The following is a 25,949-nucleotide window of genomic DNA, read 5'->3' as shown; positions in this document are numbered from 1 at the left end:
CGACCGCGGCTTCTCATCCAACCCGGCGGGAGGCTCCGGCGGCAGGTCCGGCGAACCTGCGAGACCGCATGAACGCCGGTCAGGCGGGGACGTGGCGGCCGAGCTTGATCATCTCGCGGCGCAGCGCCTCGGTCAGGACCGCCATGGTGACGACGGAGTCCTCGTCGGCGGCCAGGAACGCCGCCCGCAGCGCCGCGTTGCGGATGTTGCCGCCGGACAGCTCGTACGTGGCGAGCCGGTCCAGGTCGAGCTCGCCGCGGTGCTCCGGCGCGGGCAGGCAACGGTCCCAGATGTGGCGCCGCTCGGCCGGGCCCGGCATCGGGAAGTCGACGGCGACGTGGATGCGCCGGGCGAACGCCTTGTCCAGGTTCGCGGCCAGGTTGGACGCCAGGACCACGATGCCGTTGTGCTGCTCGAGCCGCTGCAGCAGGTAGGCGACCTCGATGTTCGCGTAGCGGTCGTGGGCGTCGGACACCTCCGAGCGCTTGCCGAACAGCGCGTCGGCCTCGTCGAAGAACAGCACGCACGGCACCGAGCCGGCCGCGTCGAAGACCTGGCCGAGGTTCTTCTCCGTCTCGCCGATGTACTTGCTGACCAGCTGCGACACGTCGATCTGGTAGAGGTCCAGCTCGAGCGCGCCGGCGACGACCTCGGCGGCGAGCGTCTTGCCGGTGCCGGACTGCCCGGCGAACATCGCGATGGTCGCCGTCGGCGCGGCCCGTCCCAGCCCCCAGTCGGTGAGCACCCGGCGCCGCTGCCGCTGCCGGATCATCACCTCGCGCACCAGCGTCAGCCGGTCCGGCGGCAGCACGAGGTCGTCCCACGTGGCGGCCGGCTCGATCCGCGTCGCCAGCCGGTCCAGTCGGCCGTGCGCCAGCCAGCGCACCGCCCGCGCCGGGTCGCCGAAGCGCGGCGCCAGCTCGGCGACCTGCTGCACCTGGGTGGCCGTCGGCAGCATGGGCAGCCGGTCCGCGGCGGGGCCGAAGACCGCCTCGACCTCGGCCGCCGTCGCCTGCGCGGGCGCCACCGGCAGGTGCCGCCACGGCCGCCGGGGGAGCGACTCCACCGGCAGGTCGGCCGCGCTGGTCACCGCCCATGGCAGGTGCGCGGCGGCGTCGACCCGGCCGCGGCCGTACGGCGTCAGCTCGCCGTCCAGCTCGAGCACGACACCGCTGCCGGACACCGTCGCGTACCGGACCACCGCGTCCCAGCCGGCCGGCGACTCCGGCGGAGGGGTGAGCAGCAGCCGCGGCGCCGCCAGCGCGGCGATGACCGCCTGCAGCCGGCGCACCCGGTCCGGCCCGGCGACCAGCACCAGGTCGGCGTCGCCCTGCGCCGCGATCGCGACGTCCTCGGCTCCGTCCGGCAGGCCCGGGTCGCGCGGGGTCTCGCCCAGCAGCCACCACACCAGCAGCGGTGCCGCCCGGACCAGCGCCCCCGCCCAGCCGCCGCTGCCGCCGTCGCCGATGCTCAGGAGCGCCGCCCGGCACAAGCCGCCGTCAGGGGCGGCCGGGTGGCGGTCGGCACCGAGCCGGGTCGCGACCCGGCCCAGCTCCAGCGCGGTGAGCGGCGGCAGCCCGGCCAGCTCGGCGGCGGCGAGGACGGCGAGCGCCTCGGTCTCGGCGGGCGTCAGTGCGGCGTTGGCGGCGACGGTCGCGAACGCGGAGTCGCCCTGCAGGCTGCCCTTCAGCTCGTCCCGGGCCTTCGCCAGCGCCTTGTCGTGCGCCTTGTCCGGCGCCTGGCCGGTCCGGAGCGCCAGGTCGCCGAACGTCTGCCAGGGCTCGGTCACTGCGGCTGCTCGGCCAGCGCGATCAGCTCCTGCTGCACGTCGGCGGGCACGGCCGGCAGCGCGTCGTCGGCCGGCTGCTGCTGCGCCTGCTGGACGGCGGGCTGGGCCTGGGGGAGCGCGGGCGGCGGCGCCAGCAGCTGCTGGACGGCGCCCTGCACGGCCGGCGGCGCCGCGGCGACCAGTTTCGCGCGGACGGCCCGGCCGGGCGGCGGAGGCGGCGGGGCGGCGTTCCCCGGAGCCGGTGGCGGCGCGGCGGCGGGCGCCGCGGGCGGTTGCCGCACCCCGGCGGGCACCTGGGCGTCGTCGACGACGGGCAGCGGCGCACCGGGCGGGGCGGAGGCGTCGGGAGTGATCTCGTCCCACGTGGACTCGACGAAGGCCTTGCTCTTGTCGGCCGCGGCGAGCGCCGGAGCGGTGTCGACGGGCGCCACGACGCGGAACCTCGATCCGGGCGGGAACGTCACCTCGCCCTCGTGCTCGGGGTTCTCGCCGTCGGCGATCGCCTCGGCGGCCGACAGCAGCAGCGTCCAGCGCCCGGTCTTGACCGTCCGGATCGTCACCCGCAGGTCGTAGGCCTTGCCCTGGTCGGTCTGCATGAAGTCCAGCGGCTGGTGTGCCGCGGCGAACGTGCTGAGGAAGTCCGCGTGCTCGATGACCCGCCCCACCGGCCAGGTCTCGGCCGCCTTGGCCAGGGTCTCCTTCGTGACGCCTGCGGCTCGCAGACGCCCGCCGCTGCGCTGGGCGCGGTACACCGGGCCGCGGTACACCGGCAGCTTGCGCAGCCCGGTGCTCGCCGCCAGCGCCACCGCCCGCTGCTTCTTCGTCAGCTTCCGGTCGCCCGTCAGCGCGGAGTTCAGCTCGTTGTAGAACGCACCCTGCGTGTAGAAGTAGATCGCGTACCGCTCGACGGGGGTGAGCCCCTCGATCGCCTCGATCTGCGCCTGCACGCGCTTCCAGGTCTCGACGGCGCCCGTGGCGGCCTGGCGGTGCCACTTCTCCTCGAGCGCCCGCTTCTTGGCCACATAGTCCTGGGCGGCGGGGTCGAGCGCGTTGAGCGCGGCGGCGAACTTCGACTCCGCCTGCTGTGCCAGGCGGTGGATCGTGTCCTTCGCCTCCGGCCAGATCGTGGTCTGGTAGCGCTGAGCGCCGGCCCGGTCGATCTCGTCGGGCGACGGCAGCTTCGCCGGGTCGCGCTCGGCGGCGGTCACGTCGGCGGCCAGCTTCACGCTCTGCAGGATCATGCCGGTGGACCCGACGTACTGCTCGACGTAGGCGGCCACCACCTGGTTGGCGGGCAGCGGGCCGAGCTCGGAGTACAGGACGTCGTAGCCCGGCGTCCGCTGCGCCTCCGAGATGACCCGCGCCGGGTTGCCGGAGTGCAGCTGTACCGTCCTCAGGATCTGCAGGGCGGCCGAGCGCTGCCGCTTCGTCGTCAGCAGGCCGCCCGTCCCGTGACCGATGCCGAGCGCGGCGTTGATGGTCTTGAGCGACGACTGGATCTTCGCGTCGTGCGACCAGCGGTAGCCGGTGCTGCGGTAGTAGTCGTGCCAGCGCTCGGCCAGGTCGGCCGGGACGGCGCCGCCCGCGGCCTTCAGCTGCTTCGCGTAGTTCGCCACCTGCGCCTGAGTGTCCTTGAGGTCGTCATGCAGGACCCCGCGGTTCTCCTTCGAGGTGGCGTGCTGCTGATAGGCACCCGGGAGCGCCATGCCGACGCCGGCCTCGACGGTCTGCGCCGCGATCGGCGAGATGGCGCCGTACGCGGCCGGGCCGGCCTTCGGGTCGATGTCGGTGAGGCCGTAGCCGCGGGCCGCCACGACGACCTCGTAGAAGCTGTGGTCGCGCCGCGGCAGCATCTCGCCGAGCGCCGCCAGCCGGACCAGCTCCAGCTCGGCCTTGCCCGCGCCGAAGTACCGGGCCAGGTGCAGGTACATGTCCGTCGACCCGGACAGCCCGCCGACCAGGCTGGTCTGGCGCTTGCCGGCCTCCTTCGCCTCGGCGGCCTCCGCGCCGATGCGGTAGACCGCGAAGCCCGGCGTGTACGTGGGCAGCGCGACGTTCGCGTACTCCTGGACCATGAGCCGGCGCTGTTCGTCCTCGCTCAGCTGGTCCCAGACCAGGTTCTTCTTCGTCGCCGCGGTCTTGGCCTTGCCGTCGCCGCCGGCGATCGACGTGAGCTCGGCCAGCGAGAGCTGGATGCCCACGAAGTCGGACTCGCCGATGGTCCGTGCCTCCTGCGCGGCCAGGCTGTCCGCCTCGACGTCGCCGCGCACCTCGCGCTGCTGGCCCTCGACCCGCGCCTGCCGGCCGAAGTAGTTGCGCAACTGGCGCTCGCCGCCCGGCTGCGCGGGACTCACGTCGACGCCGCGCAGCTGCTTGACGTCGAGGCCCCACTGCGCCTTGAGCTGCTGGTCCCGGGCCGTCTGGGTCTGCCCCTGCGTGCGCTTGGTGGAGGCCTGGCGCACGCTGTGCATCGTCTTCTTCAGCGTGTCGTGGCGAATGGCCTGGTAGACGAGGCTCATCTTGGTGCGCAGGCTGCCGGCCGCGGTGCTGCGGGCGATGGCGGCGAGGCCGGCCAGAGACCGCACGTCGGGCGCGCCCGGCAGGGCGCGCAGGTCCTCGGGACGGCCGAGGGCGTGACGCAGGAACTGCGCCTCGTCCCCTCCCTTGGTGGCGTGGGCCCTCGCCAGCACCTTGTGGATGCCCATGAGCAGGTACTCGCCGCCCTGCAGCGCCTGGGGCTGGTCGGCCAGCCACTTGCCGAGCGCGACGTCGAAGCCCTCGGTGTACTGCGCGATCATCTGGTCGGTGACGACCTTGACCGCCTTGCGGTCGCTCGCCGGCGACCGGTGGACGACGCCGGCGGCCGCGGTGCCGAGGGAGGGGTTGGGACCGTGGTGGGCCGCGTGCTCGGCCTCGCGTTCGGCGTGGTCGTCCGGCGACGACACCCGCAGCTCCCCGCCGGCTGTGTTGGGCCCGCCGTGCTGGGCGACGTGAGCGAGCTCGTGCGCCAGCAGCCGGTCGCCCGCCGTCGTGCCCGGGGCGAAGCGGCCGCGGCGGAAGAACACGTCGTTCTGGACGGTGAACGCGTCGGCGGCGAGGCTGCGGCTGAGCCGGTCGGCGCCGTCGTCGGTGTGCACCCGCACGTGCGACAGGTCGGCGCCGAACCGCTGCTCGTAGGCCTCCCGCACGGGGCCGCTGAGCGTGGAACCGCCGCGGCGGGCGGCGTGCACGGCGGCGGCCGTGTCCTCCTGGACCTTGCCGCTGACCGGGTCGAACGCCACCCGCTCTCTCATGGCAGCGAGCGTACGGGCGCCGGGCGGGCGCGCGGCCGGCCGCGATTCATGCGCGTTCGCCTGTCTCGCGGAGGTCGCGCGCCCGCCCCGGCGCGTGCTCAGCCGGCTCAGCCGGCCGCCGCCAGCGGCATGTTCACCACCGCGTGGCCCATGGTCGGCATGGCGTCCCGCGGCGTCGGCGGCGTCAGCAGTGCGTCGATCAGTGCGAGGCTGGCCTGGGCGAACAGCGTCCCGGCGCGCAGCGGGTCGTGGTCGAACGCGTCGGGGTCGGTGAGGTAGCGCAGCGCGAGGCCGTAGGACATCGCGTTCACCGCCTCGGCGATGTCGCCGGACCCGATGCCCGGCAGCGGCTCGCGCCCGGCCGCCGCGTAGTGCTCGTCAGCCAGTTTCGCCCACCGCTCGCGGTCGTCGGAACGGGCCTGGCGCATCATCGCGTTCACCGCCGGATTCGTGGCCGCCAGCGAGGTGAACATCGCCCAGAGCGGGAACGCCTCCTCGCCGAGCATGCGGTGGATCGCGGCCGCGGCGATGCGGTACGCCTCGGGGGTGCTCACCGGCTCGTCGCCGTGGGCCGCCGCCACCTGGTCCATCTGGGCGTGGATGGACGACGTCTCCACCCGCTGCACCACCCAGGCGATGAGGTCGCGGTGGTAGTCGGCCATGCGGATCCAGCGGTCCTCGACGATCGCCTTGCTGCGCCGCAGCCCGGAGTGCTGGTTGTACGCGCGGACCAGTTCCTCGCGGGTCGGCCAGCGCAGCTGCGGCACCCGCTGGGTGAGGTCCGTCGTCACCTCCGACTGCGGTTCCAGCATGAGCCCGACCCCCAGATCGAGCAGCGTGTGCGTGTCGGGATCGTCGGCCTGCGTGTGCGACCGCCGCAAGTGTCTCAGGACAGACCCCACCCTGGTCTCGGCCATCGTGCTCTCCCACCCTCGAGTGCCTGACGCCCCCCGCAGACGATGGTGGAATCGCTAGATCATCTTGGCCATGTGCGGAGTGCACGGTCGCGAGCGCGCCCATGTGTATTCCGCCCTATCGGTCGAATGATGACCGTGTGACCTGAAACACGACCAGTCACGGGCAACCGGTGAATTGCACACGATTGTCCGGATCGAGGGTTTCCACGTACATCCGGATCCTGGGCACTGCCTGCGGAAACCGGCCTCCATAATGGCGCCGTCCAGGGGCCGCGACATACTGGATGACATGCCGCCCGCAGAATCCGCCGTCATGCTGGCGGAATTGCTCGCGCTCGGGCTCGTCGGCGAGTACGACGTCGTGGCCGGGCGGCGCGGGCTGGCGCACGAGGTCACGTCGGTGGTCGTCGGCACGTCGCTGCGCCAGCTCGACGAGCTGCCCGCCGGCTGCCTGCCGCTGTTCCCGCGCGAGCGGCTCGCGGTCGAGGAGGTGTCGGCCGACGTCGCGCTGCGGGTGGCGCACCGGCGCGGCCTGGCCGGGCTCGTCGTCGAGCGCACCACGCACGCGCTGCCCGAGATCACCGGCCGGCTGGCCGACCGCTTCGGCATGCCGCTGGTGCTGGTGGCCCGGCTCGACGCGCATGCCGCGGCTGCCGCCGTCGACCGGCATCTGCGCGGACCGCGGCTGGCCGGGCTGCGCATGGTCGACGCCATGCTGACCCGCCTGCGGCAGGTGCCCGACAGCGCCGAGGGGCTGCTCGCCGCGGTGCAGGCGGCGGCCGGGGTGCCGGCGGCCATGGTCGACGGCCGCGGCCTGACGGTGGCCGGCGACCCCGCCACCGTCGACCCCGCCACCCGGGCCGAGCTGGTGAAGCGGCTGCCCCCCGGTGGTCCGGCGGCACCCGTGACGCTGTTCGGCGACGGCCACACGCTCATCTGCCATCCCGCCACCGTCGCCGACGGACTGCCGGCCAACCTCTGGCTCGTGGCGCGGCTGCCGCTGGCCGGGCGCGGCATGGTCGAGTCCGTCGGCCGGGTGCTCGCGCTGGCCTCGTGGGCCTACACCGCCTGGATCGCCACCAAGTCCCTCGACGGCGAGCGCGAGGCCCGCTACCGCGCCGTCGTCCTGGCCGACGTCGTCGAGTATGCCGACGACATCGCCCCCGGCACCTCCGAGCGGGCGACGGCGCTGGGCTGGCGGCTCAGCGGCTGGCACGTCGGCATCCACCTCAACATCGACCAGGCCGTCGGCCCCGGCGTCCGGCCCACCTCACTCATCGCCGGGCTCGAGCGGGTGCTCCGCGACAACGACCTCCCGCACGACCTCATCCAGCGCCCGGGCGGCTGGGCCACCTGGCGCACCCAGGACGCCGAACCCGAGCCCGAAGAGGTCGACCGCCTGGCCCGCCGGCTCGGCCACGCCCTGCGCACCTTCCGCGACGACCACCCCGGCGTGCTCGTGGCGGGCGGGCTGGGCGCGGGCCACGACGGCGCCGAGGGCATCGGCGCCTCGCTGCACGAGGCGCGCCAGGCCAGCCTCCTCGCCCGGGCGCGCGGCGGGTCGGGCGCCGTCGAGACCTTCGGCTCCATGAGCGTCGACCGCCTGCTGTCGGGCTGGCAGCGCTCCGAGCCGCTGCTGCGCGCGACGTCGTCGCTGCTGGCACCGCTGCGCGAGGTCGACCCGGGTGGCGACCTCGTTCGCACGCTGATGGTCTACCTCGACCACGAGTCCTCGGCCACGGCCACCGCCAACGTCCTCAACGTGCACCGCAACACGGTCCTGCAACGGCTCGAGCGGATCCGTGCGTTGCTGCCGCTCGACCTCTCCCAGCCCAACGACCGTCTGGTCGCCCACCTCGCCGCCCGCGCCGTCGCCGACGAGGACACCTGACCGCCTGCCCGCCGTCGTGATCATCAAGGATCGGTGGGGTCAAGACCCCACCGATCCTTGATGATCATGAGGGAGTGCGTCGGCGAGGGGGCCGACGGCGGTCACGACGACCCGGGCGGAGTCGCCGGGCAGGTAGGCGAGCGGCACTTCGGAGATGCGGGTGATCCGCACCCGGTCCGGCGCGGCCCCGGCCCGGACGGCGGCCTCGTGGGCGAGCCGCCGGGCCTCGTCGAGGCAGGCCTGACGGCTGGTGACGTCGAAACGGTAGACCTGGTGGACGGTGCCGGAGGCCTCGGCGACGGCTGCGCCGACGGCGTTCGCGACGGCGCCGTCGGCGGGCCGGACCACGGCTCGGATGCCGGGCAGCTCGTCGGGCACCAGGTGCGCGCCGCCGCCGACGGCCACCAGCGGCAGCGTCGTTCGCGAGGCCCGCAGCCGGTCGGTCAGCTCGGCCAGCCGGCGGTCGACGGAGGCGACGACGGCGGCAGCGGTGGCCGCGTCGACGGGCAGGTCGGGCGCCGGGACCGTGCCGAACGCCGTCCGGCCGGCCGCCACGGACACGTCGCTGAGCGTCAGCACCGGTCCGCCGAAGATCAGCGCCTCGGTGCCGATGGCGGCGCCGACGCTCTCGGGGCCGACGGCGAACCCGCCCTCGACGGCGAACCCGCCCCCCGACGCGGGCCGCACGACGCTCCCGCCGCCGAGCGCCGCGGAGATGAGGTCGGGCAGCCGGTAGTTGGTGCGCACCCCGCCGATCTCCGTCGGCATCGTCGAAACCCGGGGGAAGCCGCCGCTGAGCACGCCGACGTCCGTGGAGCTGCCGCCGACGTCGACCACCACGGCGTCGTCGAGCCCGCTGAGGTGGTGGGCGCCGCGCATGGAGTTCGTCGGGCCGGAGGCGATGGTGCGCACCGGGTAGCGGGCGGCGCGGTCGGCCGTCAGCAGGGTGCCGTCGTTCTCCGTCAGGTACGTGTCGCACTGCAGGTCCATTTCGCGCAGCGCCGCGCCGAGCCCGCGCAGGAGCCCCGCCGTCACCCCGGTCAGGGCGCCGTTGAGGATCGCGGCGTTCTCGCGCTCGATCAGCCCCAGCCCGCCGACCCGGTGCCCGGCGGTGACGGTGCCGGCCGGCAGCAGCCGGTCCAGGATGTCGACGGCGCGCTGCTCGTGGTCGGCGTTGGTGGCCGACCCGACGGCGGCGACGGCGACGGCGTCGGCCCGGCCCGCGCAGGCCGCCGCGAACGCCGTCACGGCCTCCTCGTCGAGCGGGGCGATCTCGCCGCCGTCGTACTCGTGTCCGCCGCGCACCATGGCCACCGGCCCGCCGACCACGTCGACCAGGTCGCCCGGCCAACCGGTGAACGGCGGCACCAGCGACGTCGCCGGCGCGCCGATGCGCAGCACGCCGACCCGGGCCAGCATGCGCCGCTCGACGATCGCGTTCACCGCCTGCGTCGTGCCGAGGACCAGCCGGGCCACGGCCCGCCGGTCGACCTCGGCCAGCACCGCGGACAGCGCCTGGCGGATCCCCGTCATGAGGTCGCCGCTGGTGACCGCCTTGTGCCGGGCGACGACGGTCCCGTCGCGGTCGACGACGGCGGCGTCGGTGTTGGTGCTGCCGACGTCGACGCCCAGTCGCAGCGTCCTCACGCCGGCAGCCTCCGCTCCACGTAGTCGAGGTCGTAGCCGAAGGCGCGCGGCCCGGCCAGCGCCAGCCCGTCCGGGCGCAGCCACCGCTCGTGCGCGGGCATGACCAGCACCTCGACCCGCTGGCCGTACGTCACGCTCTCGGTGGTGACGGGCCAGCCGGTGTCGACGTCGAGCAGCGTGATGACGTCGGGGACGGTGGCGACGGCGCGGCCGTTCTCGGTGACGACCAGGTTTTCGTTCTGGAAGTCGACGCGCAGCAGGCGGTCCGGCGCGGCCAGGTGCTCCAGCGTGGCGGTCCCGCGCGTCCAGCCGCCGGACGTGCGCCGCAGCACGTCGGTCACCGTGCCGTTGAACACGACCTCGGCGCCGGTGAAGGCGAGGAAGTCCGCGTGCGCGTCCGGCCGGCCGGCGTGGATGGCACGCAGCCGCCGGCCCACCTCGAGGCAGTGGCTCAGCGACCCCAGCGCGGCGTGCTCGCGGCACTGCTCGCCGCTCATCGGGTAGGCGGCGACGGTGGCGACCATGCCGAGCTCGGCGACGGCGGCCCGGGTCAGCCGCTCGCCGGTGCGGTTGTCGTTGGCGTCGATGACCAGCGCGTTGCCCAGCGCGCCGACGACGCAGACCGGCGACACGTCGATGCCGGCCAGCGTGAACAGCGTGGTCTCGAGCTGGGGGAGGGCGCGGCGCATGCCGTCGGCGTCGACGCACGGCAGCCCCACCTCGGCGGCCGCGACCAGCGGGAACAGTGTGTTGATGGCTCCGATCTCGAGCGGCAGGACGGCCACGCCCGTACGGCCGGCGAAGCGCTGCATGGCCTCGAGCGCCCGCCGGGCGTCGCCCTCGCCGGGGAACTTCTCGACGAGGACGGTGGGTGCGCCGACCACCGCGACCGGCAGCACCAGGCCGCCGTCGGGCACGTCGGCCGCCTCGATGACCGGCACCGGCCCGTACCGGTCGATGGCGCGGCGCAGCATGAGCTTGGCCAGGTGCGGGTCGCCGCCCCCGCCGCAGCCGAGGACGGCCGCGCCGAGGGCCAGATCGTCCACATCAGCGCCGTCCACCTGATGCACGCACCGCTCCGTTCGGCCGGGGACCCCGGCACGACGATACGGGGACCGACGGCGCTCGGCTCACTCCTTGCGGATGTGCTCGGGAGCCAGCCGCCCGGCGGTGCCGACGACGGTGACGGCGGCGATGACCGCGGCGGCCAGCACGGCCGCGCCGATGAGCAGCCCGCCCTGCCGCCACGGCGCGTCGCCCATCTCCGAGCCGAGCTGCAGGTAGGTGCTGCCGGCGAACAGCCCGCTGCCGATCGCGGCGGCGCAGCCGAGCCCGGTGGGCAGCGCCGCCTCGAGCCACTGGGCACGCCGCAGGACACCCGGCGGGGTGCCGACCAGGCGCAGCGACACCAGCTCGCGCCGCCGGCCGACGGCCCTGTCGATGGCGGCGATCGCGAAGGTCAGCAGCCCGATGGAGAGGACGACGGCTGCCAGGGTCCAGACGACGGTGCGCAGGCCGGCGACGAAGTCGTAGTACTCGAGGTCGACGTACGAGGTGGAGGTCAGGCCGGTCGCCTCGAGCTGCGGGTAGAGGTCCCGCCCGGGCTCGGCCAGCACGACGACGGTGGCGTCGGTGCCCGCGAGCACGGCCTCGATGCCAGGCGTGTCCGGCGGGACCAGGAACGTGGCCGACAGCGGGCGGAAGTCCCAGTACGGCTGATCGGGGTCCGTGCCGGCCGGCCCGGTGACCAGCTCGCCCGAGAGGGCCACCTCGACCGGCTCGCCGCCCTCCACGCCGTCGCGCACGGCCCGCAGCGCGACGGGTCCGGGCGGCTCCTCGCCCGGCATCCAGGGCGACTCCAGGGTGGAGACCCGCCCGTCGACGCAGCGCAGCGTCTCGCCGGCGAATGCCCGGAGCTGGTCGCAGCCGGCCACCACGGCGCTGGCCGTGAACGGCTCGTCGCCCCACCCCGGCCACTCCAGGGTGCCGCTGAGCGTCGGGAAGGCGAACGTCTCGCGGACCCCGTCGATGGCCTCGACCTGCCGGCGGGCGTCGTCGAGCCGGTCGGCGGGCACGGTGACGGTGGCCCGCTGGCCGTTCTCGACCTGGTCGGCCGCCTCGACGTACTGGGAGGTCTCCTCGAACGCGACCAGCACCGCGCGGGCGCCGATGACCAGGAACAGGCCGACCATGAGCGCCCCGATGACCCGGGTCGCGGCGGCGGGCTGGGCCTGCAGCCGGCGGGCGGTGAGCGTCGCCGTCGGGCTGCTCGACACCCGCAGCAGCAGGTCGGCGACGAGCCGGACGAAGACGGGGACGACCAGGACGATGCCCGCGGCGACCAGGGCGACCCCGGCGAACAGCACCACGACCTCGGTGTTGCTGATGAGGAAGTCGTCGTTGAAGGTCCGCGCCAGCAGGCAGACGACCAGGCCGGCGGCCAACGGCGCCGCCCGCCACGGCGACGGCCGGTGCGCGTCGGCACGGCGGGCCTGCTCGACGGCGCGTCGGGCGTCCAGCCGCTGCGGCAGGACGGCGACGGCGGTCGTGGCCAGCGGCATGCCCAGGACGACGACGGCCCAGGCGAGCGGCGGCGGGGCGTACCCCGTCAGGGGCAGGAGGATCATCGTCAGCACGACCCCGGCCGCGGTACCCGCCACCGCCGCCAGCCCGGCCTCGGCGGCCGCCACCACGCGGGTCTGCGCGGCCGACAGACCGAGCAGCCGCAGGTTCGCCAGGCGCCGGTCGCGCAGCTGCGCCGAGAGCCGCCCGACCGTGGCCGCCAGCACGAACACCGGCAGCGCGACGGCGCCGACGACGGCCGCCATGACCCGGCCGACCTCCTGCTCGGAGAACGCCGCGGTGTCGCCGATGCGGCCGTGGGCGATCGCCCACACCGTGAGCAGGACCCAGGTGCCGGCGGCGCCCGTGCCCAGGACCGCGAGCGACCGGGCCCGCCGCCCGGGCGACCCCCACGCCAGCCGCACCCCGAGCGCGACGGCGGCCCTCACCCGACGACCCCGCGGGCGCCGAGCGCCGCATCGTGCGCCCCGTCGAGCGCACCGTCGCGCATCACCACGAGCTCGTCCAGGTGCGACGCGACCAGGTTGTCGTGCGTCACCACCAGCAGCGTGGCGCCGATGCCGGTGCTGAGCGCCACCATGGCGTCGAGCACGGCCTCGGCGTTGACGGTGTCGAGCGAGCCGGTGGGCTCGTCGGCCAGCACGACCCGCGGCTCGTGCACCAGCGCCCGGGCGACGGCGGCCCGCTGCGCCTGGCCGCCGGAGACCGCGCCGGTGCGCGAGTCGGCCACGTCGGCGACCCCCAGCTCGCCGAGCAGCTCCAGCGCGCGGGACCGGGCGGCGGCGTGCCGGGTGCCGAGCAGCTGCAGCGGCAGCATGACGTTCTCGGCGACCGTCAACTCCGGCACGAGGTCGCCGAACTGGAAGACCACGCCCATCCGCTCGAGCCGCAGCCGGCTGCGCTCGCGGTCGCTCAGGCCGGTGAGGTCCTGCCCGTCCACGAGGACCTGCCCGTGGCCGGGCACCAGCACGCCGGCCAGGCAGTGCAGCAGGCTGGACTTGCCCGACCCGGACGGCCCCATCAGCGCGGTGCGCGAGCCCGGCGCGAGGGTCAGGCTCACGTCGCGCAGCGCCGTGGTCGCGCCGTAGGTCAGGGTGACGCGGTCAGCCTCGAGCATCGTCGGCTCCCTTGTCGGCCTCGAGCTGGTGCCGGATGGCGCCGAGCCGCGTGCCCGACTCCTCGATCCAGCGCAGGTCGGCGTCGAGGTGCGCCAGTTCGTAGGTGACGGCCAGCAGGTCCGGCCCGGTGGCCTCGCGGCGCAGGGCCTGCAGGGCGCGCATGCGGGTCAGGTGCGACTCGCGCTGGCGGGCCAGCACCTCGGCGGGGTCGCGGCCGGACAGCAGCGCGACGGTGACCCGTGCGTGCAGGGTGCCGGCGGCGATCTCGGGCGGCTGCGGCTCGGTGACCCACGCGTCGACGACGCCGGCGCCGCGGGCGGTGATGCGGTAGAGCCGGCGGTCCGGGCCGTGGCCGGCCTCGACCTCGACCTGGTCGGCCAGGCCGTCGCGGGTGAGCCGGGCCAGCGTCGCGTACACCTGGCCGAACGCCAGCGGACGCCGCCGGGCGAACCACCGGTCGTAGTTCTGCTTCAACGTGTACCCGTAGGCCGGGGCGGGTTCGAGCAGGGCGAGCAGGGTCGTCGAGGTGCTCATGCCGGCGTACTGTACACCGGGCGTATACGCCGTGTGTATAGCTGGCCCGAACTCGGTTCGGTTCGGACATTTCGCTCGACGCGCCGGGACGCGTGTGACTGAAGATGCGACTGAGTCAGATGTAGTGTGATCACCATGGCGACCCGAACAGCCACGGCTCGGTCGCGAAGCTCGTCGGGTACGCCCAAGCGGCGTACCCCGGCTCGCGGCCGCAAGCGTCGCGCACCCGAACCGCCCCCGCCGCCTCCGCCGCCGGAGCCGAGTCTCGTCGCCCAGTTCTTCGGCGGCATCGGCCGGATGATCGTCGGCATCTGGATGGGCATCGCCCACCTGGTCGGAGGCACGGCGCGCAGCGTCGGGCGCACCGCCACCAGCCTCGAGGCCTCCCAGCGCCGCGACGGCGTGGGGCTGTTCCTCATCGGGACGGCGTTCATCGTCGCCGCGTCGGTGTGGTGGACGCTCGACGGCCAGGTCTACGAGGCCGTCTACCAGGGCATCGCCGGGGCCATCGGCACCGGCGCCTACGTCGCGCCGGTGCTGCTGATGATGGCCGCCTGGCGCACCCTGCGCCACCCCGACCGCAACGGCCCCGGCGGCCGGCAGGTCATCGGCTGGGTCTGCCTCGCGCTGGGCACGCTCGGCCTCGCGCACATCGCCGGCGGCATGCCCCGTCCCGTCGACGGGCAGATCGCCATGGAGCGGGCCGGCGGCGCCATCGGCTACGTCTCGTCCACCATCCTCGCCGACCTGCTGACGGTGTGGGTGGCCGGACCGCTGCTGGGCCTGCTGACGCTGTTCGGCGTGCTGGTCATCACCGGCATCCCGCTGTACGAGGTCACCGCCCAGCTGCAGGCGGCCGGCGTCGTCGTCGGGGGCTGGCTGGGCTTCCGCCGTCCCGAGGTCGACGAGGAGGAGGGCGGCGGGCGCGACCGGCTGGCGCCCACCGACGCCGAGGCCTACGACTCCCCGGTGCTGCGCGAAAAGCCCAAGCGCAAGCGGAAGCGAGACCCCGAGGCCGACGACGCCGACACCGCGGAGCTGGCCGGCCTGGGCTCCGACGACGCCGACTCCGAGGACGACGCCGACGCGCCGGCGGAGCCGTCCGTCGTCGCCCGCGAGCTGCGCAAGCGCAAGAAGGCCGCCGACGGCCCCGCGGAGCCGCCGCCGCACACGCCGATCCCGCAGCGGGTCGAGCAGCTGGCGCTCTCGGGCGACATCACCTACACGCTGCCGTCGAGCGACCTGCTCCGGCAGGGCAGCCCGCACAAGGCGAAGTCGTCCGCGTCGGACCAGGTCGTCGACTCCCTCATGGGCGTGTTCGACCAGTTCAACATCGACGCCGTCGTCACCGGCTACACCCGCGGCCCGACGGTCACCCGTTACGAGGTCGAGCTCGGCACCGCCGTCAAGGTCGAGCGGGTCACGGCGCTGTCGAAGAACATCTCCTACGCCGTGGCCAGCGCCGACGTGCGCATCCTGTCGCCCATCCCGGGCAAGTCGGCCATCGGCATCGAGATCCCGAACACCGACAAGGAGATCGTCAGCCTCGGCGACGTCATGCGCTCGCCGGTGGCCCGCAAGGACCACCACCCGATGATCGCGGGCCTCGGCAAGGACGTCGAGGGCGGCTTCGTCGTCACCAACCTGGCGAAGATGCCGCACCTGCTGGTCGCCGGCGCCACCGGCTCCGGCAAGTCCAGCTTCATCAACTCGATGATCACGTCGTTGCTCATGCGGGCGACGCCCGACGAGGTCCGGCTGATCATGGTCGACCCCAAGCGGGTCGAGCTGTCGGCCTACGAGGGCATCCCGCACCTCATCACGCCGATCATCACCAACCCGAAGAAGGCGGCCGAGGCGCTGCAGTGGGTCGTGCGTGAGATGGACATGCGCTACGACGACCTCGCCAACTTCGGCTTCCGGCACGTCGACGACTTCAACAAGGCCGTCCGCGCCGGCAAGGTCAAGGCGCCCGAGGGCAGCGAGCGGGTGCTGACGCCGTACCCGTACCTGCTGGTCATCGTCGACGAGCTGGCCGACCTCATGATGGTCGCCCCGCGCGACGTCGAGGACTCCGTCGTCCGCATCACCCAGCTGGCGCGTGCCGCCGGCATCCACCTGGTGCTCGCGACGCAGCGGCCGTCGGTCGACGTCGTCACCGGCCTCATCAAGGCCAACGTGCCGTCGCGGCTGGCGTTCGCGACGTCCTCGCTGGCCGACTCCCGGGTCATCCTCGACCAGCCGGGGGCGGAGAAGCTGGTCGGCCAGGGCGACGGGCTGTTCCTGCCCATGGGCGCGAGCAAGCCGATCCGTGTCCAGGGCGCCTGGGTCACCGAGACCGAGATCGCCGCCGTCGTCGGCCACTGCAAGGAGCAGCTCGAGCCGGACTACCGCGAGGACGTCACCGCCGCGGCGGCCGCGTCCAAGCGCGAGGTCGACGAGGACATCGGCGACGACCTCGACCTGCTCTGCCAGGCCGCCGAGCTGGTCGTCAACACGCAGTTCGGCTCCACGTCCATGCTGCAGCGCAAGCTCCGCGTCGGGTTCGCCAAGGCCGGCCGGCTCATGGACCTCATGGAGAGCCGCGGCATCGTCGGCCCGTCCGAGGGGTCCAAGGCCCGCGACGTGCTGATCAAGCCCGACGAGCTCGACGAGGTGCTGGACGTCCTGCGCGGTGACTGAGCCGCCGGACCCCCAACCCGTTCTCACGGAGGACCGGCCGCGCGGCGACGTCCGCGCGGCCGTCCTGCTGCTGCACGGCGGCCGGTCGGAGAGCCGCGAGCCGGTCCGCGCCCGGCAGCCCTCGGTGGTGCGGCTGCGGCCGTTCGCCGGGGCGCTGCGGCGGGCCGGCGCGCCTCTGGGGCTGACGGTGTGGCGGCTGCGGTACGCGATCCGCGGCTGGAACGGCGCCGACGAGTCGCCGCTGGCCGACGTGCGCTCGGCACTGGCCGCCGTGCGGGCGCGTGACCCGGAGGTTCCGATCGCGCTGGTCGGCTACTCCATGGGCGGCCGGTCGGCGATCCGCGTGACCGGGGAGGCGGGGGCGGGGGAGGGCGTCGTCGCCGTCGCCGCGCTGGCGCCGTGGCTGACGCCGTCCGAGACGCCGTCGATGCTGGCCGGGCGGCACGTGCTGCTCATGCACGGCACCGCCGACACCACGACCGACCCGCGGGCGACGACGGCGTTCGCTGCGGCTCTGGACGGGGTGGCGGCGTCGGTGCGGCACGTCCCGGTGCCCGATGACGGGCACGCGCTGCTGCGCCACCCGTTCGTCTGGCACCGCGAGGTGACGCGCTTCGTCCTGGCGCGCACCGGGCTGGCGGTAGAGTGGCCGCCGACATGAGTAGGCATTCCGTCGCGATCGTCACGCTCGGCTGCAGCCGCAACGAGGTCGACTCCGAAGAACTGGCCGGCCGCCTCGACGCCGACGGCTTCGAGCTCGTCGACGACCCCGCAACCGCCGAGACCGTCCTCGTCAACACCTGCGGCTTCGTCGAGCAGGCCAAGAAGGACTCCGTCGACTCCCTGCTGGCCGCCGCCGACCTCAAGGCGTCGGGCGCCACCAAGGCCGTCGTCGCCGTCGGCTGCATGGCCGAGCGCTACGGAGTCGAGCTGGCCGGCGAACTGCCCGAGGCCGACGCCGTCCTGGGCTTCGACGACTACGCCGTCATCGGCGAGCGGCTGCGCGGCATCCTCGGCGGCTCCGCGCACGTCTCGCACGTGCCCCGCGACCGGCGCAAGCTGCTCCCCGTCACGCCGATCGATCGCCAGGCCGCGGCCGGAGCGGTGCCAGGACACGCGGCCGCCCCCGACCTCCCGACCGGGCTGGCGCCCGCGTCCGGGCCGCGGGCCGTGCGGCGGCGGCTCGACGGCGGCCCCATGGCGCCGCTCAAGCTGGCCAGCGGCTGCGACCGCGCCTGCACGTTCTGCGCCATCCCCATGTTCCGCGGCTCGTTCCTGTCCCGCCGGCCGTCCGACGTGCTGGCCGACGCGCGCTGGCTGGCCGGGCAGGGCGTGCGCGAGCTCTTCCTGGTCAGCGAGAACTCCACGTCCTACGGCAAGGACCTCGGCGACCTCCGGCTGCTCGAGACGCTGCTGCCATCGCTGGCCGAGGTCGACGGGATCGAGCGGGTGCGCGTCTCGTACCTGCAGCCGGCCGAGATGCGCCCCACGCTGGTCGACGCCATGCTGTCCACGCCCGGCGTCGTCCCGTACTTCGACCTGTCCTTCCAGCACGCCAGCACGCCGCTGCTGCGCCGCATGAAGCGGTTCGGCGGGACGGAGTCGTTCCTGTCTCTGATCCAGACCGTCCGCGACCGGGTGCCGGAGGCCGGCATCCGCTCGAACGTCATCGTCGGATTCCCCGGCGAGACCGAGGACGACGTCGCCGAGCTCGAGTCGTTCCTCACCCAGGGCCGCCTCGACGTCGTCGGCGTGTTCGGCTACTCCGACGAGGACGGCACCGAGGCGGCCTCGTTCGACGGCAAGCTCGACGCCGACGAGATCTCCGAGCGGGTCGAGCGCATCAGCGACCTGGTCGAGGAGCTGGTCGCCCAGCGGGCCGAGGACCGCGTCGGCGAGACCGTCTCCGTCCTGGTCGAGTCGGTGGCGCCCGACGGCGTCGTCGAGGGCCGGGCGGCCCACCAGGGACCCGAGGTCGACGGCACCACGACGGTGTCCGGCGTGCGCGCAGCGGTGGGTGACATCGTCACCGCGACCGTCACCGGCAGTGACGGCGCCGACCTCGTCGCCGCACCCGTCGCAGTGCCCTAGCCTTGCCCCGTGGCCGAACCGACACCCGTTCCACCCAGCCCGTGGAACGTCCCGAACGCACTGACCATCCTGCGGGTCGTGCTGGTGCCGCTGTTCGGCTGGCTGCTGCTGCGCGAGGGCGGCGACGACGACGCGTCGCGCTGGCTGGCGTTCATCGCGTTCGCCGTCGCCATGTTCACCGACCAGATCGACGGCGAGATCGCGCGCCGGCGCGGGCTGGTCACCGACTTCGGCAAGATCGCCGACCCGATCGCCGACAAGGCGCTCACCGGCATGGCGTTCGTCGGGCTGTCCATCCTGGGTGAGCTGCCCTGGTGGGTCACGGTGGTCGTGCTGGTCCGCGAGTGGGGCATCACGGCGCTGCGGTTCGCCGTCATCCGCTACGGCGTCATGGCCGCCAACCGCGGGGGCAAGCTCAAGACCGCGCTGCAGACGCTGGCCCTCGGCCTCTACATCATGCCGCTGCCCGGCTGGGCCGACCCCGTCGAGGCGTCGGTCATGGCGGTCGCCGTCATCGTCACCGTCGTCACCGGCATCGACTACGTGCTGTCGGCCATCCGGCTGCGGCGCAGCGCGACGTCGTGAGTTCCGCCGAGGAGGTCGTCCGCGGGCTGATCGATCGCGGGCGGTCCGTCGCCGCCGCGGAGTCGCTGACCGGCGGGCTCGTCTGCGCCGCCCTGACGTCGGTGCCGGGGGCGTCCGCCGTCGTGCGCGGGGGAGTGGTCGTGTACGCGACGGAACTGAAGGCGTCGCTGGCGGGCGTGCCGCCGTCGGTGCTGGACGCGGACGGGCCGGTCGCGGCGTCGACCGCCGCGGCCATGGCGGCCGGGGTGCGCTCGCGGCTGGGCGCCGACATCGGCCTGGCCACGACCGGCGTGGCCGGGCCGGATCCGCAGGACGGTCACCCGCCGGGCACGGTGCATGTCGCGGTGGCGACGGCGGACGGGGTGCGGGTGCGTTCGTTCACCGGCGCCGACGCCCTGCCGGGTGGTCGCGACGAGGTCCGCGCGGCGACCGTCGAGGCCGTGCTGGCGCTGCTGTCCGAGGTGTGAGACGCGGTCCCGGTGATCGGGAATCTCCGGGCGTGCCGAGTCGTTTCAACGCGTGAGATGAATTCTTCTGTGCACCCCGTCGTTCCCGGCGAGGCTGGAAACGCAAACGTACGAATCAGAAGGTACGGTGGACTCAAGCACAGTCGAGACGAATCGCGAGAGGGGTAGCCGATGGTTCTCATCAGACGGCTCGTCGGCGATGTCTTGAGGCGTCGCCGGATCGAGCAGGGCCGCACCCTTCGCGAGATCTCGGCAGCGGCGCGCGTGAGTCTCGGGTACCTGTCCGAGGTCGAGCGTGGCCGCAAGGAAGCATCGTCCGAGCTGCTCGCGGCCATCTGCGAGGCGCTCGATCTGCCGATGTCCGAGGTGCTGCGCGAGGTCAGCGACGAGATGATGCGCGTCGAGGCGGCGGCGGTGGGTGCGCTCACCGAGCTGCGTCCTCGCGAGTCCGCCCGGCCACGCGACGTCGTCAAGGTCGGCTGACGCTGCTGCCGGAGTCCACGTCCCGGCCGAAGCCTGCGCCCGAGTTCCGTGACGCCATGGCCCGCCTCGCGGGCGGTGTGGCGTTGCTCACGGTGCTCGACCCGGTCGGGCGCGACTGCGGCCTCACCGTCACCGCCGTGTCATCGGTGTCGCTGGAACCGCCGTTGATCATGGCCTGCGTGAAGAAGGACGGCTTCATCCACGACGCGCTGTTCGTCGCCGACGGCTGGTCGCTGTCGTTCCTCGCCACCGATCAACTCGACCTGTCCCACTACGGAGCTCGCGAGCGCCATCCCGGCGCTCGCGACGACTTCTCGCCCTGGCCGACCCGGCGCTCGGGCCACGGCGAGCTGGTCTTCACCGGCGCGGCCGCCGCCGTCGAGTGCGTGCCGCACTCACTGGTCGACGCCGGCGACCACACCATCGCCCTGGGCCGGGTGGTCGCGGTCGCCCACGACGTCACCGGCGTGCTGCCCCTGGTGCACGTCGACCGCCGCTACTACGAGCCAGGCCCCGAGATCACCTGATCACGGGCGCCGCCGTCGGCCCGGAGCGGATCATGAACCGGTCGATCACCTCGATCGGGCCGAACCCCAGCGGCTCGTACACCCCATGGGCATCGAGGGTGGCGAGCATCCAGCGCTCGACGCCGGCGTGGTCGGGGTGCTCGAGGACGGCATTCACCAGGATGCGGGCCAGGCCCTGGCCGCGGTGCTCCGGCAGCACGAACACGTCGGCCAGCCACGCGAACGTCGTCGCGTCGCCGACCACGCGCGCGAACCCCACCTGCTCGCCGTCGCGCGCATAGAGACCCACGCCGAACGACCGGGCGACGGCGCGCTCGGTGGTCTCGCGCGAGCGGTGTTTGCTCCAGTACGCCGTCAGCAAGAATCCGGTGATGACGTCGATGTCGAGCCGGGCCGGGTCGTCGTCGACCTCGTAGCCGGCGTGCGTCGCGAGAATCACCAGCCCAGATTACGGTGGCCGGGCGTGTCGCGGTTCGAGCGAGAGAGTCCGATGCCGGCGTGTAGACGGTGAGGCCAACTGCAGTTGGCATCAGCGTCTACATGCCGATGCTGGACTCTCGCTCCTTGAAGCGGCCGACCTACCCACCCGTCACCGGCCCGCTGTGCCCGGCGGCGTCGGCCGTCGCCGCTGGTCGCATGGGCCCTTGACTGCGGCCCCGCTTCTCGCGTCTGGCTGGCCGCGCGGGGTCGCGCCGCGCCGCCTCATCTCTCTCAGCCGCGCAGCCGCAGCCCTCGCGGGGTGACGTGGAAGCCGGCCGCGGTGAGGGCCTCGCCGAGCGGGGTGGTGGTGACCTGCTCGCCGTCGGCGCGTTCGACCCGCAGCGCTCCGAGGGCGCCCTCGCGCACCGACAGCGCCAGGGCGTCGGCGGCAGCGCGCAGGTGAGCGGCTTCGTCGGTCCAGGACAGCAGGGTCCGCCCGCCCCGCTCGACGTACAGGGCCAGGGCGCCGTCGATGAGCACGACCAGCGCGCCCGCCTTGCGGCCCGGCCGGTGCCCGGCCGAGCCGGACTCGCCGCGTTCGGGCCAGGGCAGCGCCGCGCCGTACGGGTTGGCGGGATCGGTCGCCGCCAGCACCAGCGCGCTGGCCGGGCGGTCGTCGTCGAGTTGGGCGAAGGACCGGAGCCGGTCGACCGCGCCGGGCGTGCCGAACTGCGCCGCGCCCAGCCCGGCCACGAAGTAGCCGCGGCGGGCCCGGCCGGTGTCCTCGAACGCCGACAGCACCCGGTAGGCCGCCGCGAACCCGCCCGGCAGCCGCTCGGCCTGCACCGCGCCGCGGGTGACGACGCCGTGCCGGTCGAGCAGTGCCTCGGCGGCCGCGTGCGCGCGCCGGGTCGTGTCGGTGTCGCGGTCGGGCAGCAGCGACCAGCGGCCGGCGGCGGCCGGAGGGCCCGTGCGCGAGGGCATGGCCGGACGACCGCGGGCGTACCGCGACCGGGGCCGGGCCGGGCGGGACCGGTGTGCCGGCCGGCCGGAGAGCAGCGAGCGCAGCGGCGTCAGGGTGTCGTTGGTGACCAGCCCGGCCCACACGAGGTCCCACAGCGCCGTCGTCAGCGCAGGGTCGTCGGGCGGGGTCTCGACCAGCGGCGTCACCGCGTCGCTGAGCTGCCGGAAGAAGTACGCCCCGCCACCGGCCAGCGTCACGAGCACCGCTGCGTGCAGCGGCGCCTCGGCGTCGGCGAGGTCGACGTCGGGCAGGGTCAGGTGCGCGGTGTCGGCGAGGTGCAGCGACACCCAGCCGTCCGACCCGGGCAGCGTCCCGTGCCCGGACCACACCACCTCGCCGGCCGCGGTCAGCTCGTCGAGCCACGCGGGCGTGTAGCCGGCCACCCGGGCCGGCAGGACCAGGGACTCCAGCGCGCTGGCCGGGACCGCCGACCCGCCCAGCTGCTCGACCACCCGCAGCACGCCGTCGGGCCCGCGCAGCGAGCTGCCCACCGACTGCCAGGCCGGCAGGAACCGTCCCAGTGTCGCGGCGTCGACCGGCTCGGCTTCCTTCCGCAGCGCCGCCAGCGACCGGCGGCGCAGCAACCGCAGCACCTCGGCGTCGCACCACTCGGTGCCGGTGCTGCCGGGGCGCAGTTCGCCCTCGACGACGCGCCCCTCGGCGGCCAGCCGACGCAGCGTCGACACGACCACCGCGACGCCCAGCCCGAACCGCGTCGCGACGTCGGCGGCGTGGAACGGGCCGTGGGTGCGGGCGTAGCGGGCCACGATGTCGCCGAGCGGGTCGGCCACGGGCGCGGTGAACGCGTCGTGCACCCCGCCGGGCAGTGCCACCCCGAGCGCGTCGCGCAACCGGGCGGCGTCCTCGACCGCGGCCCAGACCTGCTGGCCGGCGATGCGCACGGCGATGACCCGCCGCTGCCGGACCAGCTCGTCGAGATGACCCGGCGCGTCGGCCGGCTCCGACGACCGGGCCGCCACCTCGTCCGTCGTCAGCGGGCCGAGCAGCCGCAGCAGGTCGGCCACGCCCTCGACGTGCTGGGCCTTCCGCTCGGGGACCAGCCTCTGCAGCTCGGCCTCGGTGCGCTCGACCACCTCGAGGTCGAGCAGCTCGCGCAGCTCGGTCTGGCCCAGCAGCTCGGCCAGCAGCGCGGAGTCGAGCGTCAGCGCCTGCGCCCGCCGCTCGGCCAGCGGGGAGTCGCCCTCGTACATGAAGGCCGCGACGTAGCCGAACAGCAGCGACCGCGCGAACGGCGAGGGGGTGGCGGTCTCGACCTCGACCACCTTGACCTGCCGGCCGGCGACCCGGCGCATGAGGTCGCGCAGGCCGTCGAGGTCGTAGACGTCCTGCAGGCACTCGCGCATGGTCTCGAGCAGCATGGGAAACGAGCCGTACTTCGACGCGACCTGCAGCAGCTGGGCCGAGCGCTGCCGCTGCTGCCACAGCGGGGAACGGCGGTCGGGGGAGCGGCGCGGCAGCAGCAGCGCCCGCGCGGCGCACTCGCGGAACCGCGACGCGAACAGCGCCGACCCGCCGACCTCGCCGGTGACGATGTCGTCGAGCTCGTCGGGGTCGAGCACGACCAGCCGGGCGTCGGGCGCCTCCGCCCCGGACAGCTCGCCGGAGCCGACCCCGTCGACACCGATGCCCATGCCGTCGAAGGTGTCGGGGATGCGCAGGACGATGCCGTCGTCGGCATGTGCGGCCTGGACGTCGACGCCGTAGCGCTCGCGCAGCCGGGCGCCGATGGCCAGTGCCCACGGCGCGTGCACCCGGGCGCCGTACGGCGAGTGCAGGATCAGCCGCCAGTCGCCGAGCTCGTCGCGGAAGCGCTCGACCACCAGGGTGCGGTCGTCGGGGACGTGGCCGGTGGCCTCGCGCTGCTCGCGGACGTAGTCGAGGAGGTTGTCGACCGCCCACTCGTCGAGCCCCGCGCTCGCCGCCCGCTCGCGCGCCTTCGGCTCGGGCAGCTTGTTCATCTCGCGGACGAACGCGCCGACGGCGGCCCCCAGCTCGGCCGGCCGCCCCAGCGTGTCGCCGTGCCAGAACGGCAGCTTGCCCGGGTGTCCGGGGGCGGGGGAGACCATGACGCGGTCGTGGGTGATGTCCTCGATGCGCCAGCTGGTGGCGCCGAGCGCGAAGACGTCGCCGACCCGCGACTCGTACACCATCTCCTCGTCGAGCTCGCCGACCCGGGCCCCGCCCCGGCGCGGATCGGAGCCGACCAGGAAGACGCCGAACAGGCCGCGGTCGGGGATGGTTCCGCCGCTGGTGACGGCGAGCCGTTGCGCGCCCGGGCGGCCCTTGAGCACGCCGGCGGCGCGGTCCCAGACCAGCCGCGGCCGCAGCTCGGCGAACTCGTCGGACGGGTAGCGCCCGGCCAGCATGTCGAGGACGGCGTCGTAGGACGACTGCGGCAGCGTGGCGAACGGGTGCGCCCGGCGGGCCAGTGCGAGGACGTCGTCGACCGTCCAGTCGTCCATGGCGACCATGGCGACGATCTGCTGGGCGAGCACGTCGAGGGGGTTGCGGGGGACCGCCATCTCCTCGATCTGCCCGCTGACCATGCGCTCGGCGACGACGGCGGTCTGGACGAGGTCGCCGCGGTACTTCGGGAACAGCACGCCGCTGGAGACCGCGCCGACCTGGTGCCCGGCCCGGCCGACCCGCTGCAGCCCGCTGGCCACCGACGGCGGCGACTCGACCTGGACGACGAGGTCGACCGCGCCCATGTCGATGCCCAGTTCGAGGCTGCTGGTGGCGACGACGGCGGGCAGCCGGCCGGACTTGAGGTCGTCCTCGATGAGCGCCCGCTGCTCCTTGCTGACCGAGCCGTGGTGGGCGCGCGCGATGGTGGCCGCACCGCCGTGCGTCGACCCCGCCTGCGCCATGAGCGACGCGGGCGGCGGGTGGTTGGTCGTCGGCTTCTCCTCGGCCGGGCGCTCCTCGTCGCGCTCGGCCGCGATCTCGTTCAGCCGCGCCGTCAGCCGCTCGGCCAGCCGCCGCGAGTTGGCGAAGACGATGGTCGACGAGTGCTGCTCGACGAGGTCGACGACCCGCTGCTCGACGTGCGGCCAGATGGAGGCGGTGCCGCCGTCGCCCTCCTCGTCGAACCCGACCGGCGCCGGCACCGGGGGCGCGACGGCGTCGAGCTCGTCGAGGTCGGGCACCGGCACGACGACCTTGAGGTCCCACCGCTTCTCGCTGGGCGGGGTGACGATCTCGACCGGGCGGCTGCCGCCGAGGAACCGGGCCACCTCTTCGATGGGCCGCACCGTCGCCGACAGCCCGATGCGCTGCGCCGGCGTCTCGAGCAGCGCGTCGAGCCGCTCGAGCGACAGCGCCAGGTGGGCGCCGCGCTTGCTGCCGGCGACAGCGTGCACCTCGTCGACGATGACGGTCTGGACGTGTCGCAGCGACTCGCGCGCCTGGGACGTGAGCAGCAGGAACAGCGACTCGGGCGTGGTGATGAGGACGTCGGGCGGGCGCTTGGTGAAACGCCGTCGCTCGTCGGCGGGGGTGTCGCCGGAGCGGATGCCGACACTGATGTCGGGCGCCGGCAGGCCGAGGCGGGCCGACGCGTGCCCGATGCCGGCCAGCGGCGCCCGCAGGTTCCGCTCGACGTCGACGGTGAGCGCCTTGAGCGGCGAGACGTAGAGGACACGGCAGCGATGGGTGGGGTCGTCGGGCACCGGCTCCGACGCCAGACGGTCCAGCGCCCACAGGAACGCGGCGAGCGTCTTGCCCGACCCCGTCGGCGCCACCACCAGCGCGTTGTTGCCGGCCGAGACCGACCGCCAGGCGCCCTCCTGTGCCGCCGTGGGCGCGGCGAACGACCCGGCGAACCACGCACGCGTGGCCGGGCCGAACAGTTCGAGGACGTCTGCCATCCACCCAT

General features: G+C 74.3%; 17 protein-coding genes and 1 pseudogene. 8 read left to right on the top strand and 10 right to left on the bottom strand.

Features of this window, described 5'->3' with window-relative positions:
- Positions 1 to 79 precede the first annotated feature (79 nt).
- The 3 genes from HD601_RS35910 to HD601_RS21870 form a co-directional block, all read right to left on the bottom strand.
- Positions 80 to 1,789, bottom strand: coding sequence for an AAA family ATPase (locus tag HD601_RS35910; RefSeq protein WP_184825428.1), 1,710 nt, complete (start codon positions 1,787 to 1,789; stop codon positions 80 to 82).
- Complete coding sequence (locus HD601_RS33155) at positions 1,786 to 5,082, bottom strand: eCIS core domain-containing protein (protein WP_221441196.1); 3,297 nt, start codon at positions 5,080 to 5,082, stop codon at positions 1,786 to 1,788. Before HD601_RS33155 ends, HD601_RS35910 begins: the two co-directional genes overlap by 4 nt.
- A gap of 107 nt (positions 5,083 to 5,189) precedes the next feature.
- A complete protein-coding gene (locus tag HD601_RS21870) occupies positions 5,190 to 5,963 on the bottom strand; it encodes a TetR family transcriptional regulator C-terminal domain-containing protein (protein WP_184825426.1) in 774 nt (257 codons plus the stop codon).
- A gap of 325 nt (positions 5,964 to 6,288) precedes the next feature.
- On the opposite strand from HD601_RS21870, the gene HD601_RS21865 reads away from it, so the two are divergent.
- Complete coding sequence (locus tag HD601_RS21865) at positions 6,289 to 7,890, top strand: PucR family transcriptional regulator (RefSeq protein WP_184825424.1); 1,602 nt, start codon at positions 6,289 to 6,291, stop codon at positions 7,888 to 7,890.
- A gap of 39 nt (positions 7,891 to 7,929) precedes the next feature.
- Here HD601_RS21865 and HD601_RS21860 read toward each other — a convergent pair whose 3' ends face one another.
- Genes HD601_RS21860 through HD601_RS21840 form a run of 5 tightly spaced genes read right to left on the bottom strand, consistent with a single transcriptional unit; the run spans position 7,930 to position 13,772 of the window.
- Entirely contained in the window at positions 7,930 to 9,537 is a 1,608-nt protein-coding gene (locus HD601_RS21860; RefSeq protein ID WP_184825422.1) for a hydantoinase/oxoprolinase N-terminal domain-containing protein, read from the bottom strand.
- Positions 9,534 to 10,607, bottom strand: coding sequence for an S-methyl thiohydantoin desulfurase domain-containing protein (locus HD601_RS21855; RefSeq protein WP_184825420.1), 1,074 nt, complete (start codon positions 10,605 to 10,607; stop codon positions 9,534 to 9,536). The genes HD601_RS21860 and HD601_RS21855 overlap by 4 nt, the downstream gene beginning before the upstream one ends.
- Before the next feature lie 60 nt (positions 10,608 to 10,667).
- Complete coding sequence (locus HD601_RS21850; RefSeq protein WP_184825418.1) at positions 10,668 to 12,548, bottom strand: FtsX-like permease family protein; 1,881 nt, start codon at positions 12,546 to 12,548, stop codon at positions 10,668 to 10,670.
- Positions 12,545 to 13,237, bottom strand: coding sequence for an ABC transporter ATP-binding protein (locus HD601_RS21845; RefSeq protein ID WP_184825417.1), 693 nt, complete (start codon positions 13,235 to 13,237; stop codon positions 12,545 to 12,547). The genes HD601_RS21850 and HD601_RS21845 overlap by 4 nt, the downstream gene beginning before the upstream one ends.
- The gene (locus HD601_RS21840; protein WP_184825416.1) at positions 13,224 to 13,772 is read right to left on the bottom strand and encodes a PadR family transcriptional regulator; all 549 of its coding nucleotides are present in this window, start codon (positions 13,770 to 13,772) and stop codon (positions 13,224 to 13,226) included. The genes HD601_RS21845 and HD601_RS21840 overlap by 14 nt, the downstream gene beginning before the upstream one ends.
- Before the next feature lie 135 nt (positions 13,773 to 13,907).
- Between HD601_RS21840 and HD601_RS21835 the strand changes: the two genes are divergently transcribed.
- The 7 genes and pseudogenes from HD601_RS21835 to HD601_RS21805 all read left to right on the top strand — a co-directional run bounded on the left by HD601_RS21835 (position 13,908) and on the right by HD601_RS21805 (position 20,607).
- The gene (locus HD601_RS21835) at positions 13,908 to 16,454 is read left to right on the top strand and encodes an FtsK/SpoIIIE family DNA translocase (RefSeq protein WP_184825415.1); all 2,547 of its coding nucleotides are present in this window, start codon (positions 13,908 to 13,910) and stop codon (positions 16,452 to 16,454) included.
- Positions 16,447 to 17,115, top strand: coding sequence for an alpha/beta hydrolase (locus HD601_RS21830; protein WP_184825414.1), 669 nt, complete (start codon positions 16,447 to 16,449; stop codon positions 17,113 to 17,115). Before HD601_RS21835 ends, HD601_RS21830 begins: the two co-directional genes overlap by 8 nt.
- Complete coding sequence (gene rimO / locus HD601_RS21825) at positions 17,112 to 18,545, top strand: 30S ribosomal protein S12 methylthiotransferase RimO (RefSeq protein WP_184825413.1); 1,434 nt, start codon at positions 17,112 to 17,114, stop codon at positions 18,543 to 18,545. The genes HD601_RS21830 and rimO overlap by 4 nt, the downstream gene beginning before the upstream one ends.
- 9 nt (positions 18,546 to 18,554) lie before the next feature.
- Entirely contained in the window at positions 18,555 to 19,130 is a 576-nt protein-coding gene (pgsA, locus tag HD601_RS21820; protein ID WP_184825411.1) for a CDP-diacylglycerol--glycerol-3-phosphate 3-phosphatidyltransferase, read from the top strand.
- The gene (locus HD601_RS21815) at positions 19,127 to 19,597 is read left to right on the top strand and encodes a nicotinamide-nucleotide amidohydrolase family protein (RefSeq protein ID WP_184825409.1); all 471 of its coding nucleotides are present in this window, start codon (positions 19,127 to 19,129) and stop codon (positions 19,595 to 19,597) included. Before pgsA ends, HD601_RS21815 begins: the two co-directional genes overlap by 4 nt.
- A 171-nt stretch (positions 19,598 to 19,768) precedes the next feature.
- Positions 19,769 to 20,038: pseudogene (locus HD601_RS34975) on the top strand (helix-turn-helix domain-containing protein); the annotation flags it as partial.
- Positions 20,039 to 20,136: 98 nt separating this feature from the next.
- Positions 20,137 to 20,607 carry a flavin reductase family protein gene (locus HD601_RS21805; protein ID WP_184825407.1) on the top strand — a complete coding sequence of 157 codons (471 nt, stop codon included), beginning with the start codon at positions 20,137 to 20,139 and terminating at the stop codon, positions 20,605 to 20,607.
- On the opposite strand, the gene HD601_RS21800 is transcribed toward HD601_RS21805, so the two are convergent.
- Both HD601_RS21800 and HD601_RS21795 read right to left on the bottom strand, forming a co-directional pair.
- Positions 20,600 to 21,046, bottom strand: coding sequence for a GNAT family N-acetyltransferase (locus HD601_RS21800; protein WP_221441195.1), 447 nt, complete (start codon positions 21,044 to 21,046; stop codon positions 20,600 to 20,602). The two genes, HD601_RS21805 and HD601_RS21800, sit on opposite strands and share 8 nt — an antisense overlap.
- Positions 21,047 to 21,318: 272 nt before the next feature.
- On the bottom strand, positions 21,319 to 25,941 hold the full coding sequence (locus HD601_RS21795; RefSeq protein WP_184825405.1) for an ATP-dependent helicase: 4,623 nt from the start codon (positions 25,939 to 25,941) through the stop codon (positions 21,319 to 21,321).
- Positions 25,942 to 25,949: the final 8 nt, after the last annotated feature.

The sequence above is a fragment of the Jiangella mangrovi genome, assembly GCF_014204975.1.
Lineage (GTDB): Bacteria > Actinomycetota > Actinomycetes > Jiangellales > Jiangellaceae > Jiangella > Jiangella mangrovi.
The sequence above is the reverse complement of the archived record's forward strand: the minus strand, read 5'-3'. Positions and strand labels throughout refer to the sequence as shown.